The sequence below is a fragment of the Tsukamurella tyrosinosolvens genome (assembly GCF_900104775.1).
Classification (GTDB): Bacteria; Actinomycetota; Actinomycetes; order Mycobacteriales; family Mycobacteriaceae; genus Tsukamurella; species Tsukamurella tyrosinosolvens.
This window is the reverse complement of record NZ_FNSA01000001.1, coordinates 67200-82522: the sequence shown is the minus strand read 5'-3', so window position 1 is coordinate 82522 and position 15323 is coordinate 67200. Positions and strand designations below refer to the sequence as shown.

Here is a 15323-nt window from a genome sequence, read left to right as displayed (position 1 = left end):
GGTGGTGCCACCCGGGCGCCGCGTCGTGCGCTACTTCGCCAGGTACTCGCCCAGCTGCTTGACGATGAGGTTGGCGCCGGTCGGGCCGAGGCCCAGGTACCAGACGTCGTCATCCACGCGGAAGGCCTTGCCCTTCTGCACGCCGCTGAGCTGCGACCACGCGGGGTTCGCCAGCGCCGCGGTCTCACCGGTGTTCTCGGGCTTGCCGTAGCTGGAGTAGAAGATGTAGTCGCCGTCGGCCTGCGAGATGTTCTCCAGCGAGATCTCGGTGGCCAGCTCGTCGACCCCCTGGTTGCCGGCGCGGGGGAGGCCCGCGTCCTGCAGGATCACGCCGATGAGCGACTTGTTGCCGTAGAGGCGCAGCCGGTTCGGCATGAACCGCACGAGCGAGATGGCGGGCTTCTGGCCGGTGAACTTCGCGCTGAGCGCCTTCGCGTTGTCCGCATAGGAGTTGAGCGCGTCGACGGCCTTCGTCTCCTCGCCGAGGGCTGCGCCGATCAGGCGGAAGTTCTCCTTCCACGGGAAGCCGGGACGGATGGAGAAGACGGTCGGCGCGATCGCGGAGAGCTGGTCGTACTGCTTGTCGACGCGCAGCTGGCTGCCGAGGATGAGGTCCGGCTTGAGCTTGGCGATGGCCTCGAGGTTCAGGCTCGTGTTCTTGCCGACGGTCTCGACGCCCTGCACCTTGTCGGCGAGGTAGGTCGGGATCGGGCTGGCACCATCGGTGACCACCAGGCCGACGGGCGTGATGCCGAGGGTGAGGACGGAGTCGAGTTCGCCGCTGTCCAGCACGACGACGCGCTCGGGCTTCTTCGGGATCTCGGTCGCGCCGCGCGCGTGCTTGATCGTGCGGGGGAAGACGCCGGGCGCCGCGTCGGTGCCGAGCTTGGCGGTCTCGGCGTCGGCCGTGCCGAACCGCTCGCCGCCGGTGGCGACCTCGGTGTTGCCCGGGGTCTTGGCGTCGTCGTTCGAATTCGAGCAGGCGCTCAGGCCGACGGTGGCGGCCAGCAGGACGACCGCGGGCGCGAGCCGGCGGGCGAGGGATCGTTTCATCACGCGCCGAAGCGTACCCCGCACGTTAGGTGAGGCAAATCAAAGTTACGTCGGGTAAGGGGTGCGATCCCGACGGCCGCCCCGGCCGCCCCGGCTCAGGTCAGCGACGAGATCGTCCGGTCCGAGGTCGCGGGGGAGAGGAGATCGACGACGGGCAGCAGGGCACGCAGCGCCGCGGGCGAGACCTCCACGGGCTGGTGCGTGACCGCGCGGACGAGCCAGCGGCCCGCCTCGTCGGGCTCGAGCGCCGAGGCGCCGGAGTACTCGGCCGTGGGCGCGATCATCTCGGTGCGGACCAGCGGGAAGTAGACGTTCGTGGCGTGCACGCCCGGGTGCGGGCGCTCCGCGTTCAGGCTGCGCCCGAAGATCGCGAGCGCGCTCTTGGACGCCGCGTAGGCGGAGAACTTGGGGAAGGTGTTGGCGAGCAGGCCCCACGTGCAGACGTTGACGATCTGCCCGCGGCCGCGCTCGATCATCCCCGGCAGCACGCCGAGCGAGAGCTGGACGGCGGAGAAGTAGTTGAGATTCATCGTGCGCTGGTAGTCGTGGAAGCGCTCGGTGGAATCGGCGATCGTCCGCCGGATGGAGTGGCCGGCGTTGTTGATCAGCACGTCGACCTCGCCCAGGCTCGTGAGCAGCCCGTCGATCGAGTCGGTGTCGGTGAGGTCGCACACGCGGTACTCGCCGCCGGTGAGCGCGGTGAGTTCCTCGAGCTCCTCCTCGCGCCGGGCCACCGCGATCACGTGGGCGCCGCGAGCGGCCAGTTGGAGCGCCGCCTCGCGGCCGATGCCCGCCGACGCCCCGGTCACGACGATCCGCAGGCCGCGCACCGTCCGCCCCTTCCCGGCGAGCGCGGCGTCGATCGAGTCGGGGAGCAGGCTGCGGCGCTGCATGAGGTCGCGCACGGAACGGGACAGGGACATGGTCACTTCCTCACGATCACGACGAACGGGCCCGTCTCGGTGACGGCGAATCTCGGGTCCTCGAAGAGCTTCTCGGGGAAGACGACCGTGTACCGGCGCACGTTCGGGTCGTTGGGGTACACGTCCTCGGCGAGGCGCAGCGAGAGGCCGTCGGCGGACCGTCGGAAGACGAAGGCGTCCGGGGCGCGCCACGGCGTCTCGCCGAGCGCCTTCACCAGCTCGTCCGGCGTCTCCAGCTTCGCCCACGATTCGATCGCCGCGGACCGGGCGGTGAAGTGCGCCAGGGGGTTCGCGTAGTTCGACGTGAGGTTCTGGAAGCCCCAGTACGGGTAGATCGCGAGGAAGCCGTAGTCGGCCGTGAGCACGACGGTGTCGGTCCGCGGCCTGCCCGTCGCGGCGAGGATGGCCGCGTCGACGTCCTTGTACGACGATTCCGCGCCCGCGGGCCGGCGGTCGCCGCGCTCGCCGTGGCCGTCGGTGTCCGAGTAGGCGACGGCGATCTCCCCGGCCAGCTGCGCCGGGATCGTCTGCGCCACACCGATGGCGGCCAGCACGCCGAGCGCGACGCCGGCGTCGCGGTAGCGCGGATAGCCGTCGCCGAGCGCGCCGACCATGGTGACCGCGCCGAGCGCGCCCGCGGCGGCGAGCAGGATGTGCAGGACCGGCTCGGTGCGGAAGCCGAGGAGCGTGGTGCCGATCGGGGAGACGGTCATCGAGAGGAGGGCCCACAGGTACGCCCCGGCGATGCCCAGGCCGAGTGCCTGTGCGGGCCCGGTGGATCGGGCCTTCACCAGGATCCACACGACGCCGATCATGCCGAGCGCGCCGAGCAGCGTGAAGTGCAGCATCGGCAGGGACAACACGGAGCCCTGCTCGGGCAGGTAGTGGAAGGCGGAGCCCTTGGAGTCGGTGCCGTCGCGGTACGCCCGCCACAGGTACGGCCCGTACGCCGGCAGCCCGATCGCGATGGCGATCGCGCCCATCGCCACCACGCGCGCGGGGTAGCGCCACTCGAACCGGCGGTCGCGGATCCAGGTGGCGGCGAGCGCGACCACGCCCATCAGGACGATGGTGAACGCCGCGACGCCCAGGTACAGCGTGTAGAACCACACCGCGACGCCGAGGTAGACGCCGACGAGCGCGATCGCGCCGCGCCGCCCGCGGAGGATGGCGGACCATGCGACGACGAGGGCGGGCGGCAGCAGGATCGCGACCGCCGCGCCGTAGGGCTCGGCGGAGCCGTAGAGCAGCATCGCGACGGTCGTGGCGAGGGTGGCGGCGATCGCGCGCGCGGGCCCGACGACGGTGAGCCACAGGGCCAGCGCGATCGCGGCGGCGACGGCCAGGGAGATGATCGACCAGGGCTGGAAGGCGGCCCAGCCCTCGAGGCCGAAGAGTTTCGCGAAGCGCCCGCCGAGCCAGAACCAGCCGGGGGAGTACAGCGGCGGCATGTCGATGTAGGTCATGTCCGCCAGCCGCGGTGACGAGGTGAACCGGGTCAGGTACTCGGTGCGGAACTGCTGGTCGACGGAGATGCCGCCGAGGTAGAGCTTGGTGCCGCCGAGCGGCAGGGCCAGGGTGACCGTGACGAAACCCGCCACCGTGGCGAAGGAGAGCAACCGGGCGGCGCGGGCCTGCCAGGCCGGGACGGACCGCGACAGGAGCACGGCGCAGCCGGCGAGCACGACGATCGCGATCACCTGGAAGACGGTCGAGAACGCGCGGGTGACGTTGGAGCTGCTGTACGCGGGCCACTCGACGGAGCTGATGGCGAACCACCCGACGACGCCGACCGCCGCCGCGAGGATCGCGGCGGCGGCGAGGTCGAGGGCCAGGTCCCGCCCCCGGGCGGGGGCCTCGGGGGCGTCGACGGTGCGCGTGTCAGTCACGCGGGCCAGCGTAAACGGTGGTTCCGAGAATCGGACGCGCCCCCTAGATCGGGAGCTTCTTGAAGATCGGCTGCGGGATGTTCTTCAGGCCGAAACTGACGAAGCCCCACGGGGCGGGCGCGTACACCAGCGACTTGCCCTTGATCGCGGCGTCGACGGCGAGCGTGCCGATGACGTCCTTGTCGATCGTCAGCGGCGCCTCCTTGACGTGCGCGGAGAACTTCGTGCGCACCATGCCCGGGCGGACGACGAGGACGGAGCCGCCGAAGGGCTCCAGGGCCTGGCCCAGGTTGAGGTAGAAGCCGTCGAAACCGGCCTTGGAGGAGCCGTAGACGAAGTTGCTGCGGCGCGGGCGCAGGCCGGCGACCGAGCTCATCGCGATGATCTGGCCGTGGCCCTGTTCCTTGATCTTCTGGCCCAGGAGCACGCCGACGGACACGGCGCCCGTGTAGTTGACCTGCGCGAGGAGCACCGCCTTGCGCTGGTTCTGCCACAGCTCCTCGGCGTCGAAGTCGAGCGCGAAGGCCACGATCGCGACGTCGATGTCGCCGCCGGAGAAGGCGGCGTCGATGGTCTTGGCGTGACCGTCGAAGTCGGTCGCGTCGAAGTCGATGACCTCGACCGACGTGGCGCCGGCGGCCTCGACCTGGGCGACGGCCTGCTCGCGCAGCGGGTCGTTCGGCAGCGCGGCGAGCACGACGCGCTGTGTGCCCTTGGCGAGGTACTCCTCGACGATGGACAGGCCGATCTCGGAGGTGCCGCCGAGCAGCAGGATGGACTGGGGGACGCCTACGGCGTTCTTCATTTCTGTTCGTTCCTTGCTGTCGTGAGGCTCAGGCGAGTTCGAGGCGGCGGCCCAGGTCGGAGATGAAGACCCCGGTGGGATCGATGCGCCGGCGCGTGGCGATCCACTGATCGATCTGCGGGTACATGGCGTGGAACCGCTCCGCGGTGGTGCGGGAGTCCTTCGCCGTGTACAGGCGGCCGCCCATGGCCATGATGCGCTTGTCGAGCTCGTTGAGGAACTCGGCGAGGCCCCGCTTGACGGGGAAGTCGAGGCACACGTTCCAGCCCTTGAACGGGAAGCTGAGCGGGGCCTGGTTGCCGTCGCCGAACAGCTTGATCACGTTGAGGAAGCTGACGTGCCCGGAGGCCTGGATGTCCTCGATGAGCTTGATGAACTCGGGCTCGTTACCGGTGGGCACGATGAACTGGTACTGGCAGAAGCCGCCGGTGCGTCCGTACGCGTTGTTCCAGCCGCCGAACACGTCGAGCATGTGGTAGAAGCCGGCGAGGTTCTTCACCTTGCCCTGGCTGGGCGGCCCGGCGCGCCAGTAGGCCTCGCCGACGAGCGAGAAGTCGAACTTGTTCGCCAGCCCGTTGGGGAAGATGTTGGGGAAGCTGATCAGCGGCTTGTTGTTGAAGCTCAGCGGATCCTTGCGGTACTTCTCCGGCAGCTCGTCGAGCGTCGCGAGGTTGCCGCGGGAGAAGGTGCCGCGGCCCAGCTTCGGCGGCGCGCTGATCGCGTCGAACCAGCCGGACGCGTACTCGTAGCCGTCCTCGAAGCCGTCCTGCAGGTGCAGGTCGATGGTCTCCTGCAGCGAGTTGGTGCGCTCGGTATCGGCGATGAAGTAGGCGCTCTCGGTGCGCTTCATCTGGATCTTCGCGCGCAGGATGATGCCGGTCATGCCGACGCCGGCGACGGTCGCCCAGAACAGCTCGCCCTCGGGGTCGTCGGACGAGCCCTTCGGGGTCAGGGTGAGCACCTTGCCGTCGGCTGTGAGCAGCGACATCTCGGTGATGTGGTTGCCGAACGAGCCCTGGCTGTGGTGGTTCTTGCCGTGGATGTCGTGCGCGATGGCGCCGCCGATCGTCACCTGGCGGGTGCCGGGAAGGACGGGGACCCAGAGGCCGTACGGCAGGGCCGCCTGCATCAGGGTGTCGAGATCGACGCCGGCGTCCACGTCGACGATGCCGGACTCGGCGTCGATGTCGTGGATCGCACTGAGCGGCGTCATGTCGATGGTGAGGCCGCCGGTGTTCTGCGCCGACTCGTTGTACGAGCGGCCCAGGCCGCGCGCGATCACGCCGCGTCGCAGGTAGGCGGGCTTGTCGGCCTCGGCGTCCGCCACGACGGCGACGGCCTTGGCGATCTGGTCCACGTCGGGCGTGGACAGCACGTGGCCCTCGATCGGCGTGGTGCGCGACCAGCCCACCAGCTTGCGCGTCGAGATGGGCAGATAGGGAAGAGTTGTCTCGGACATCGCCCATCAGATTACCGCGCCCAACCTGAGTCGATGCTGAGGTTGAAGCTGCTGTGACCTCGTCTTGGTCACACGTCGGGGCCGTGCCGCCCCGCGGGCTCGGTGCTCACCGACAGTCGCGGTTTGTCGTCCGACGGTGCCCCCGGCTCGCGCAGGTGCTCCCACATCGCGTCGACGAGGGGCTGCAGGAACAGGGTGCCCATCTGCCGCACCATCATGGCGATCACCTGGTCGGACTCCGGCCGGTCGGTGGACGCGAGGTGTGCGGCGCGCAGGCGGACCACCTCGCTGCGCCCCAGTTCGGTGAGCCGGACGAGGAGCTGCGAGCCGGAGGGGTCGAGGAAGGACCGCCGGAGGTAGTCGACGACGGCGGGGTGCCGGGCGAGCATCGCGCGGACGGAGGCGTCCCGGGCCGCGGCGACGTCCGCGGGCGGCCCCTCATCGGGCACGCGGGCGATCGCCCGAGCGTGGTACTCGACGATCTGCTCCTCGACGGCGCCCTGGAGTCCGTCCTTGGTCGTGAAGTGGTGCTGCACGAGGCCGACGGTCACCCCGGCCTTCGCGGCGACGGCGCGCAGCGAGACGGCGCTCGCGCCGTGCGCGGCGAAGAGCTCGAGCGCCGCGTTGCGGATCCGGGCCTTCGCGGTGAGGTCGTCGTTCGTCGCGGGGAGGCCGGTCTCGGGGGTCCCTTCCACCTGGGTGATCCTAGCGGGCGCGCCCTTGCGCTGTACACACGCATCGTGGACTATACGACTGTATTGCCCGCTCCGCGCTGACGAGAAGAGACCGCCCATGACCGCACTGTTCCCCGACTACCGCCCCGCCTGGGAGACCCCCGAGCACACGGAACTCCGCAAGCACGCCGCCGAGTTCTTCCGCCGCGAGGCCACCCCGAACCAGGAGCGGTGGGCCGAGCAGCACCAGGTGGACCGCGAGTTCTGGAACAAGGCGGGCGCGGCGGGGCTGCTCTGCACCGAGCTCCCCGAGGCCCTCGGCGGCGCCGGCGGCGACTTCGGGCACGACACCGTCGTGCTCGAGGAGCTCGTCTTCTCCGGCGACGGTGCCTTCGGTTACGGCGTGCACTCCACCATCTGCGCGCACTACATCGACGACTGCGGCACCGAGGAGCAGAAGGCGCGCTGGCTGCCGAAGGCCGCGTCGGGCGAGGCCGTGCTGGCCGTCGCCATGACGGAGCCGGGCACGGGCTCCGACCTGCAGGCCGTGCGCACCACCGCCGTCCGCGAGGGCGACGAGTACGTGATCAACGGCAGCAAGACCTTCATCTCCAACGGCAGCCACTGCGATCTGCTCATCATCGTGGCGAAGACCGACCCGAGCCAGGGCGCCAAGGGCATCTCCCTCATCGTCGCGGAGACGAAGGACCTGCCCGGCTTCGAGCGCGGGCGCGTGCTCAAGAAGATCGGCCAGCACGGGCAGGACACGCGCGAGCTCGCCTTCACCGATATGCGGGTCCCCGCGGCGAACCTGCTCGGTGGGGTCGAGGGCCAGGGCTTCTACCAGCTGATGCGGCAGCTGCCGCGGGAGCGGCTGAGCATCGCGATCGGCGGCGTCGACGCGGCCGAGAAGGCGGTGGTCGAGGCCATCGCGTACACCAAGGAGCGCAAGGCCTTCGGCCGGCCCATCGCGGATTTCCAGAACACCAAGTTCGTGCTCGCCGAGGCCAAGACCGAGGTCTTCGCGGGCCGCACGCTGATCGATCACTGCATCGGCCGCGCCATCGACGGCACGCTCGATGCGGCGACCGCGTCCATGGCGAAGCTGTGGGCCACCGATATGCAGTGCCGCGTCGTCGATAACGTGCTGCAGCTCTTCGGCGGCTACGGCTACATGATGGAGTACCCGATCGCCCAGCTCTACGCGGGCGCGCGGGTGCAGAAGATCTACGGCGGCACCAACGAGATCATGAAGGAGCTGATCGCGCGGAGCCTTTGACGGCGCTATCCGGCTTCCGCGCCGGAACGCGCGAGGCCGCAGCGGATCCGCTCCAGCGCGCGGTGCTGCCGCAGTTGCACCGCCTGGGGCGTGATCCGCAGCAGCGCGGCCGTCTCGTCGACGGTGCGCCCCTGGACGACGCGCAGCTGCAGCACGCGGTAGAGCTCGGGCGGCAACGCCGCGCGCAGCCGCGCGTCGGTCGTCCCTGTCCTTCGCCCCATGGGGATTCACGGTAGGCAGCTGTGACCCCGCGCACATCCGCCGTTCGGGTGATGTCCGCTCGCCTTTCGTCGGATCGCGGTACGTTGAAAGGGACCGAAACGGACACCCATCCGAGGAGGTCCGATGATCGATTCTTGGGCCGAGACCGTTGCCCGGGCCACCGAACTCCGACGCGAACTTCATCGCCGCCCCGAGCTCGCCTGGGCGGAGCACGCCACCGCCGCGGCCGTGCGCGCCGAACTCGACGCGATCGGCCTCGCGTGGCGGCCCTGCGCGGACACGGGCACCGTCGTCCGCCTCGCCCCGCACGCGCCCGGGCGGCACGTGGCGCTGCGCGCCGACCTCGACGCCATGCCGATCCGCGAGGCCACGGGCCTGCCGTACGCCTCCGCGACCGACGGGGTCATGCACGCGTGCGGGCACGACGGCCACACCGCCGCCCTGCTCGCCGCCGCCCGGTGGCTCCGCGCCCACGAATCGAGCCTCCCCGGTCCCGTCACCCTGCTGTTCCAGCCCGCCGAGGAGGGCGGGCACGGCGCGCGCGGCATGATCGCCGACGGTGCGCTCGACGGTGTGGAGGCGGTCTTCGGCTGGCACAACTGGCCGGGCCAGCCGTTCGGCCGAGCCCTCTGCCCCGACGGCCCCGTGATGTCCGCCAACGGCACGTTCGAGGTCGAGCTCGTCGGCCGCGGCGGCCACGCTTCCCAGCCCGAGGCCACCCGTGACCCGGTGCTCGCCGCGGCCGCGGTCGTGGTCGCGCTGCAGCAGATCGTCGCGCGCCGCACGTCGCCGCAGCAGGCCGCCGTCGTGGCCGTCACCTCGCTGCGCGCCGAGAGCGCCGCCACCGTCACCCCGGACACGGCGCTGATCGCGGGGAGCGTGCGCGCCGCCGACGACGACGCCCGAGCGCGGGTCTTCGCTCTCATCGACGAGATCGCCGGCGGCACCGCCGCCGCCCACGGCGTGCGCGCCGACGTCCGGACCACCGTGCGCTACGGGGCCACCGTCAACCACCCCGGCCCGGCGGCCGAACTGCGGGACCGCCTGTCGACGGTGCTCGGCGCGGACTGGGCCGTGCCCGCCGCGACACCCGTTCTCGCCTCGGAGGACTTCAGCTACTACCTGCACCGGATCCCGGGGGCCTTCGCGCTCCTCGGCTCCGGCACCACGGCGCCGCTGCACAGCGCCGAATACGACTTCGACGATGCCCTGCTCGATCCCGCCGCGCGCCTGCTGGTGGGTCTCGCAGGGGCGCCGGAGCCGCCCTGACCGAAGAGAGCCGCACGGAACGAAAGGAATTCGCATGGACACTGCTGCGTTCGAGAACTGGGAATCGGAAGTCCGTGGGTACTGCAGGAACTTCCCCACCGTCTTCGCCTCCGCGTCCAACGCACGGCAGGTGGACGAGGCCGGGAAGAGCTACATCGACTTCTTCGCGGGCGCGGGTGTGCTCAACTTCGGGCACAACAACCCGAACATGAAGCGCGCCATGATCGATTTCCTCGAGGCCGACGGCGTGGCCCACAGCCTCGACACCTACACCACCACCAAGCGCGACTTCCTCACCCGCTTCCACGACGTGATCCTCGCGCCGCGCGGCATGGACCATCGCATGCAGTTCACCGGCCCGACCGGCACGAACGCGGTGGAGGCCGCCCTCAAGCTGGCCCGCCTCGCCACCGGCCGTCGCGAGGTCGTGGCCTTCAGCCACGGCTTCCACGGCATGACGCTCGGGGCGCTCGCCGCCACCGCCAACCACGCCTTCCGGCAGTGGGCGGGCGTGCCCCTGCGCGACGTGGTGCGCCTGCCCTTCGAGACCGCTCCCGGCGGGAAGACCGCGCTCTCGGATTACGCCGCCGCCCTGGCGGACCCGTCCAGCGGCCACACCCCGCCCGCCGCCTTCCTCGTGGAGGCCGTGCAGGCCGAGGGCGGCGTCAACGTCGCGAGCGCCGACTGGCTGCACGCGGTGCAGGATCTCGCCCGGGAGACCGGGGCGTTGTTCATCATCGACGACATCCAGGCCGGCTGCGGGCGCACCGGAAGCTACTTCAGCTTCGACGGCTACGACCTCGACCCCGATGTCATCACCCTCGCCAAGGGCCTCGGCGGCTACGGCACGCCGATCGCCATGAACCTCAACAAGCCCGCCGTCGACGCGCACTGGTCGCCCGGCGCGCACACCGGCACCTTCCGCGGCCAGGGCCTGTCGATGGTGGCCGGCACCGTCGCCCTGGACTACTTCGCCGACGACGAGTTGATGACGGCCGTCGCCGCGAAGGGCGAGGCCATGCGCGAGCGGCTCGCCGCGCTCGCCGCGGCGCACCCCGACCGCGACTGGGAGGTGCGCGGCAAGGGCATGATGCAGGCCCTGGACACCGGCGACGGTGCCTTCGCCAAGGCCGTGCAGACCGCGTGTTTCGACGCCGGTCTCCTCATCGGGCCCTGCGGCAGCGGCGGCCGCGTGCTGAAACTCATCCCGCCGCTGACGATCCCCGACGAGGACCTCGTCGCGGGCCTGGACATCCTCGAGCGGGCCGTGACGGAGGTGGCGCGATGAAGCGGCGCGACGACATGACCTTCCCGCCGGAGGAGTACGAGCGGCGGCTCACGGAGCTCCGGGAGCGGATGGACAAGCGCGGGCTCGACGCCGTGGTGATCACCGATCCCGAGAACCTGATGTACCTCACCGATTACCAGACCACCGGCTACTCCTTCTTCCAGGCGCTGGTGGTGCCGCTCGACGACGAGCCGGTGATGATCACCCGCGCGATGGAGGAGTCCAACGTGATCGCGCGGACCTGGGTGGAACGCACTCGGCCCTACCCCGACACCGGCGACGCCATCCAGGAACTGGTGCTCACCCTCAAGGAGGGCGGCCTCGGGACGAAACGCGTCGGCTACGAGCGCAACAGCTACTTCTTCCCCGCCTACCAGCAGGACCGCGTGCACACCTCGTTCCAGCAGGGCGTGCTCATGGACTGCTTCGGGATCGTCGAGGCCGGCCGCGCCACCAAGTCCGACGCCGAGATCGCTGTGATGCGCAAGGCCGCCCGCGCCGCGGAGGCGGGCATGGCGGCGGGCCTCGAGGCGGCGGTCCCCGGCAACACGGAGAACGACGTGGCGGCCGCGATCAGTTCCGCGATGTTCCGCGCCGGGGGCGAGTTCCCCTCCGTCATGCCGTACGTCGCCTCGGGACCGCGGTCGATGATCGGCCACGCGACGTGGGAGGGCCGCACCATCGAGCCGGGCGAGCACGTCTTCCTGGAGGTGGGCGGCTGCTACCGCCGGTACCACGCGGCCCTCATGCGCACCGCTGTCAACGGCGAGCTCTCGCCCACGATGTACGAGGCGCAGGAGCGCATGAAGCTGGCCCTCTCCGAGCTGAAATCGCTGATGCGGCCGGGGATGACGGTCTCGGACGCCGACTCCCTGGTGCGGCGGATCATCTCCGACAACACCGTGGGCGCGCGCCTGGTCACCCGGTCGGGCTACTCGATCGGGATCGCCTTCCCGCCGTCGTGGGACGAGGGCTACATCCTCAGCCTCAACCCCGGCGACTTCACCGCGCTGGAGCCGGGCATGACCTTCCACGTGATCCCGTGGATGTGGGGCGTCGACGGCGACAAGACCGTCGGTATCTCGGACACGATCCGGATCACCGACGACGGCTGCGAGTCCTTCTTCACGCTCGACGAGGACTTCACGGTGCACGACGGGGCCGGCGCCCCGGCCGCCCCCGCGGTGAACGGCATCGCGGCCGGCGACGGGCCACAGCAGGAGACGAATGAGGCGGAGGTGCTGCCATGACCACGATGCTGACCGCGATCGACCCGTCGACCGGGCAACCCGTGCGGGAGGTGCCCGCCGCGGGCCCCGTCGAGATCGAGACGACGCTCGAGCGCGCCGAGACGGCGTACCACGACTGGCGGCGGGCGGGCTTCGCCGAGCGGGCGCAGCTGCTGCGCGCGGTGGGGGCCGAACTGCGCCGCGGCGTCGAGGATTACGCCTACGTGATGACCGAGGAGATGGGCAAGCCCATCACCGAGGCGCGGGGCGAGGTGATCAAGGCGGCGTGGGCAGCCGAACACTACGCCGACCACGGCGAGCAGTACCTGGCCGCGGAGACCGTCGAATCCGACGCCACCTCCAGTTACGTGCAGTACCTGCCGATCGGCCCGGTGCTCGGCGTGCTGCCGTGGAACGCGCCCTTCTGGTTGGCCTTCCGGTTCTGCGCGCCCGCGCTCATGGCGGGCAACACCGCGGTCATGAAGCACGATCCGCACGTCCCGGGGTGCGCCGCCGCGATCGCCGGCGCCTTCCGCGCCGTCGGGGCGCCCGACGGGGTCTTCGCCTCGCTCCCGGCGGCGACGCCCGACGTGGCGGGAGTGATCCGCGACCGCCGGATCCGCGCCGTCTCCTTCACCGGCTCCGACCGCGCGGGCGCCGCGGTCGCGTCCGTGGCGGCGTCGGAGATCAAACCAGCTGTGCTCGAACTGGGCGGCTCGGACCCGTCGATCGTGTTGGCGGACGCCGACATCGAGGCCGCCGCGGAGGTGCTCGCCCTGTCCCGGATCATCAACGCCGGGCAGTCCTGCATCGCGGCGAAGCGCATCATCGTCGAGCGGTCCGTGCACGACGAGCTCGTCGAGGCCCTGCGTGCCCGGCTCGCCGCCCTGCGGATGGGCGATCCCCGGCAGGACGACACCCAGGTCGGCCCGATCGCACGGGAAGACCTGCGGGACAACCTGCATCGCCAGGTCACGGAGACCGTCACCGCCGGCGCCACGTGCCTGTTGGGCGGGACGGTGCCGGACGGCCCGGGGTTCTTCTATCCGCCCACTCTGCTCACCGGGGTGCGCCCGGGGATGGCGGCGTGCGCGGAGGAGACCTTCGGCCCCGTCGCTGCGGTGATGACGGCCGTCGACGCCGACCACGCCGTCGACCTCGCGAACGCCACCCCGTACGGCCTAGCCGCGAGCGTCTGGACCGACGCGGCGCGCGGCGAGGCCATCGCGCGGGAGCTCGAGGCCGGGCAGGTCAGCGTCAACGGCATCGTCAAGACGGACCCGCGGCTGCCGAGCGGCGGCATCAAGCGGTCCGGCTACGGCCGCGAGCTGGGCCGCGCCGGCATCCACGAGTTCGTCAACGCCCAGCAGGTCTGGGTCGGGCCGAAGCGGGACTGACTACTCGACGGTGACCGACTTCGCCAGGTTGCGGGGCCGGTCGATGTTGAGGCCCAGGCTCAGCGCCGCGTAGTAGGCGAGGAGCTGGGTCGGGATCATCAGCAGGATCGGGTCCAGCTCGGGCTCGTTCTTCGGCACCGTGAGCGTCACCTTGGCCTCGGGCAGCTCGACGCCCGGATTGGTGATCGCCACGATGTCGCCGCCGCGGGCCGCGATCTCGTGCAGCGCACCGATGTTGCGGTCCAGCAGCTCGTCGTCGGGGACGATCGCCACGGTCGGCATCTCCGGGCTGATCAGCGCGAGCGGGCCGTGCTTGAGCTCGGAGGCCTGGTACGCCTCGGCGTGGCGGTAGCTGATCTCCTTGAACTTCTGCGCACCCTCGCGGGCGGTCGGGTAGCCCCGCACGCGGCCGATGTAGAACAGGCTGGGCGCCTCGGCCAGCAGCTTCGCCGCGTCCTCGACGTCGCCGGGGGACTCGATGATCTCGCCGATCTGGGCGGGCAGGGCCTTGAGACCCTTGACGATCCGCGTCCCGTCGGTGATCGAGAGGTCACGCACCCGGCCCAGCGCGAGCGCGAGCAGCGCGAAACCGACCGCCATGTGGGTGTTGGCCTTGGTGGAGGCCACGGAGACCTCGGGGCCGGCGTGCAGGTAGATGCCGCCCGAGACCTCGCGCGCGATGGTCGAGCCGACCACGTTGACCAGGCCGACGATGGTGCCGCCCTTGCGCTTGACCTCCTGCACGGCGAACGCGGTGTCGGCGGTCTCGCCCGACTGGCTCACCGCGACGTAGAGGGTGTCGGGCTCCACGATCGGGTTGCGGTAGCGGAACTCGCTGGCGGGCTCGGCGTCCGCGGGGATGCGGGCGAGCTCCTCGATGACGGAGGCGCCCAGCTGGCCCATGTAATAGGCGCTGCCGCAGCCGAGGATCTTGACGCGCTTGAACCGGCGCATGGCCTGCGCGTCCAGGTTCAGGCCGTCGAGGCGGGCGGTGGCGAACCGCTCGTCGAGCCGGCCGGAGAGCATGCGCTCGAGCGAGCTCGGCTGCTCCGCGATCTCCTTGAGCATGAAGTGGCTGTGGTTGCCCAGCTCCAGATCGTCGGGCGAGATGTCCACGGTGGTGGCGGACTTCGCGACGGCGCGATTGTCGTCGGCGCTGAACATGCGGAAGCCGGACGCGGTGACGGTGGCGCACTCGCCGTCGTCGAGGTGTACGACCTGGCTGGTGTGCCGCACCACGGCGGAGATGTCCGAGGCGACGAACATCTCCTTGTCCCCGACGCCGATGATGAGCGGGGAGCCGTTGCGGGCCACGACGATCCGGTCGGGGTGCTCGGTGTCGATGACGGCCAGGGCGTAGGTGCCGCTGAGCCGGTGCAGCGTCTGGCGCACGGCGTCCTCGAGGGTCTCGGCGCCGCTGCGGGCGATGAGGTGCGCCACGGCCTCGGTGTCGGTGTCGGAGGTGAGCTCCACCCCGTCGGCCTCGAGCTCGAGCCGCAGGTCCCGGGCGTTGTCGATGATGCCGTTGTGCACGATGAAGATCCGCTCGTGGCCCTCGGCGTCGGGGGCTGAGGTGTGCGGGTGCGCGTTGGCCTCGGACGGGGCGCCGTGCGTGGCCCAGCGCGTGTGGCCGATGCCCGTCTTGCCCGCGAGCCGCTTCGGCAGCGCGGCCTCCAGGTCGCGCACGCGGCCGACGCTGCGGACGCGCTTCGCGCCCGACGGGCCGAGGACGGCGATGCCCGCCGAGTCGTACCCGCGGTACTCGAGCTGGGTGAGCCCGTCGACGAGGATGTCCACGGCCGTCTGGCCACCGATGTATCCGACGATTCCGCACAT

The 15323-nt window shown here is 70.9% G+C and carries 13 protein-coding genes; 5 read left to right on the top strand and 8 right to left on the bottom strand.

Features of this window, described 5'->3' with window-relative positions; genetic code table 11:
• Positions 1–30: 30 nt before the first annotated feature.
• The 6 genes from BLW32_RS00435 to BLW32_RS00410 form a co-directional block, all read right to left on the bottom strand.
• Positions 31–1053 carry an ABC transporter substrate-binding protein gene (locus tag BLW32_RS00435; protein ID WP_068526113.1) on the bottom strand — a complete coding sequence of 341 codons (1023 nt, stop codon included), beginning with the start codon at positions 1051–1053 and terminating at the stop codon, positions 31–33.
• Positions 1054–1148: 95 nt separating this feature from the next.
• On the bottom strand, positions 1149–1976 hold the full coding sequence (locus BLW32_RS00430) for an SDR family NAD(P)-dependent oxidoreductase (protein WP_068740089.1): 828 nt from the start codon (positions 1974–1976) through the stop codon (positions 1149–1151).
• A gap of 2 nt (positions 1977–1978) precedes the next feature.
• Positions 1979–3865 carry an arabinofuranosyltransferase gene (locus tag BLW32_RS00425; RefSeq protein WP_082791218.1) on the bottom strand — a complete coding sequence of 629 codons (1887 nt, stop codon included), beginning with the start codon at positions 3863–3865 and terminating at the stop codon, positions 1979–1981.
• A 43-nt stretch (positions 3866–3908) separates the two neighbouring features.
• A complete protein-coding gene (gene dprE2 / locus BLW32_RS00420) occupies positions 3909–4670 on the bottom strand; it encodes a decaprenylphospho-beta-D-erythro-pentofuranosid-2-ulose 2-reductase (RefSeq protein ID WP_068740087.1) in 762 nt (253 codons plus the stop codon).
• A gap of 28 nt (positions 4671–4698) precedes the next feature.
• Positions 4699–6129 (bottom strand): decaprenylphosphoryl-beta-D-ribose oxidase, encoded by a 1431-nt coding sequence (dprE1, locus tag BLW32_RS00415; protein ID WP_068526110.1) that lies wholly within the window; start codon positions 6127–6129, stop codon positions 4699–4701.
• Positions 6130–6197: 68 nt separating this feature from the next.
• Positions 6198–6824, bottom strand: coding sequence for a TetR/AcrR family transcriptional regulator (locus BLW32_RS00410; RefSeq protein WP_068526109.1), 627 nt, complete (start codon positions 6822–6824; stop codon positions 6198–6200).
• Between the two features lie 97 nt (positions 6825–6921).
• On the opposite strand from BLW32_RS00410, the gene BLW32_RS00405 reads away from it, so the two are divergent.
• The gene (locus tag BLW32_RS00405) at positions 6922–8082 is read left to right on the top strand and encodes an acyl-CoA dehydrogenase family protein (protein WP_068740085.1); all 1161 of its coding nucleotides are present in this window, start codon (positions 6922–6924) and stop codon (positions 8080–8082) included.
• Between the two features lie 5 nt (positions 8083–8087).
• On the opposite strand, the gene BLW32_RS26600 is transcribed toward BLW32_RS00405, so the two are convergent.
• Complete coding sequence (locus BLW32_RS26600) at positions 8088–8303, bottom strand: sigma factor-like helix-turn-helix DNA-binding protein (RefSeq protein WP_082791216.1); 216 nt, start codon at positions 8301–8303, stop codon at positions 8088–8090.
• A 124-nt stretch (positions 8304–8427) separates the two neighbouring features.
• On the opposite strand from BLW32_RS26600, the gene doeB2 reads away from it, so the two are divergent.
• Genes doeB2 through BLW32_RS00380 form a run of 4 tightly spaced genes read left to right on the top strand, consistent with a single transcriptional unit; the run spans position 8428 to position 13487 of the window.
• The gene (gene doeB2, locus BLW32_RS00395) at positions 8428–9573 is read left to right on the top strand and encodes a N(2)-acetyl-L-2,4-diaminobutanoate deacetylase DoeB2 (RefSeq protein ID WP_068526107.1); all 1146 of its coding nucleotides are present in this window, start codon (positions 8428–8430) and stop codon (positions 9571–9573) included.
• Positions 9574–9607: 34 nt separating this feature from the next.
• Positions 9608–10861: an aspartate aminotransferase family protein gene (locus BLW32_RS00390; protein ID WP_068526106.1), complete on the top strand. Its 1254-nt coding sequence runs from the start codon at positions 9608–9610 to the stop codon at positions 10859–10861.
• Complete coding sequence (gene doeA, locus BLW32_RS00385; protein WP_068526105.1) at positions 10858–12111, top strand: ectoine hydrolase; 1254 nt, start codon at positions 10858–10860, stop codon at positions 12109–12111. Before BLW32_RS00390 ends, doeA begins: the two co-directional genes overlap by 4 nt.
• Positions 12108–13487, top strand: a complete 1380-nt coding sequence (locus BLW32_RS00380) for an NAD-dependent succinate-semialdehyde dehydrogenase (protein WP_082791215.1) — start codon at positions 12108–12110, stop codon at positions 13485–13487. The genes doeA and BLW32_RS00380 overlap by 4 nt, the downstream gene beginning before the upstream one ends.
• Here BLW32_RS00380 and glmS read toward each other — a convergent pair whose 3' ends face one another.
• The gene (gene glmS, locus BLW32_RS00375; RefSeq protein ID WP_068526104.1) at positions 13488–15323 is read right to left on the bottom strand and encodes a glutamine--fructose-6-phosphate transaminase (isomerizing); all 1836 of its coding nucleotides are present in this window, start codon (positions 15321–15323) and stop codon (positions 13488–13490) included.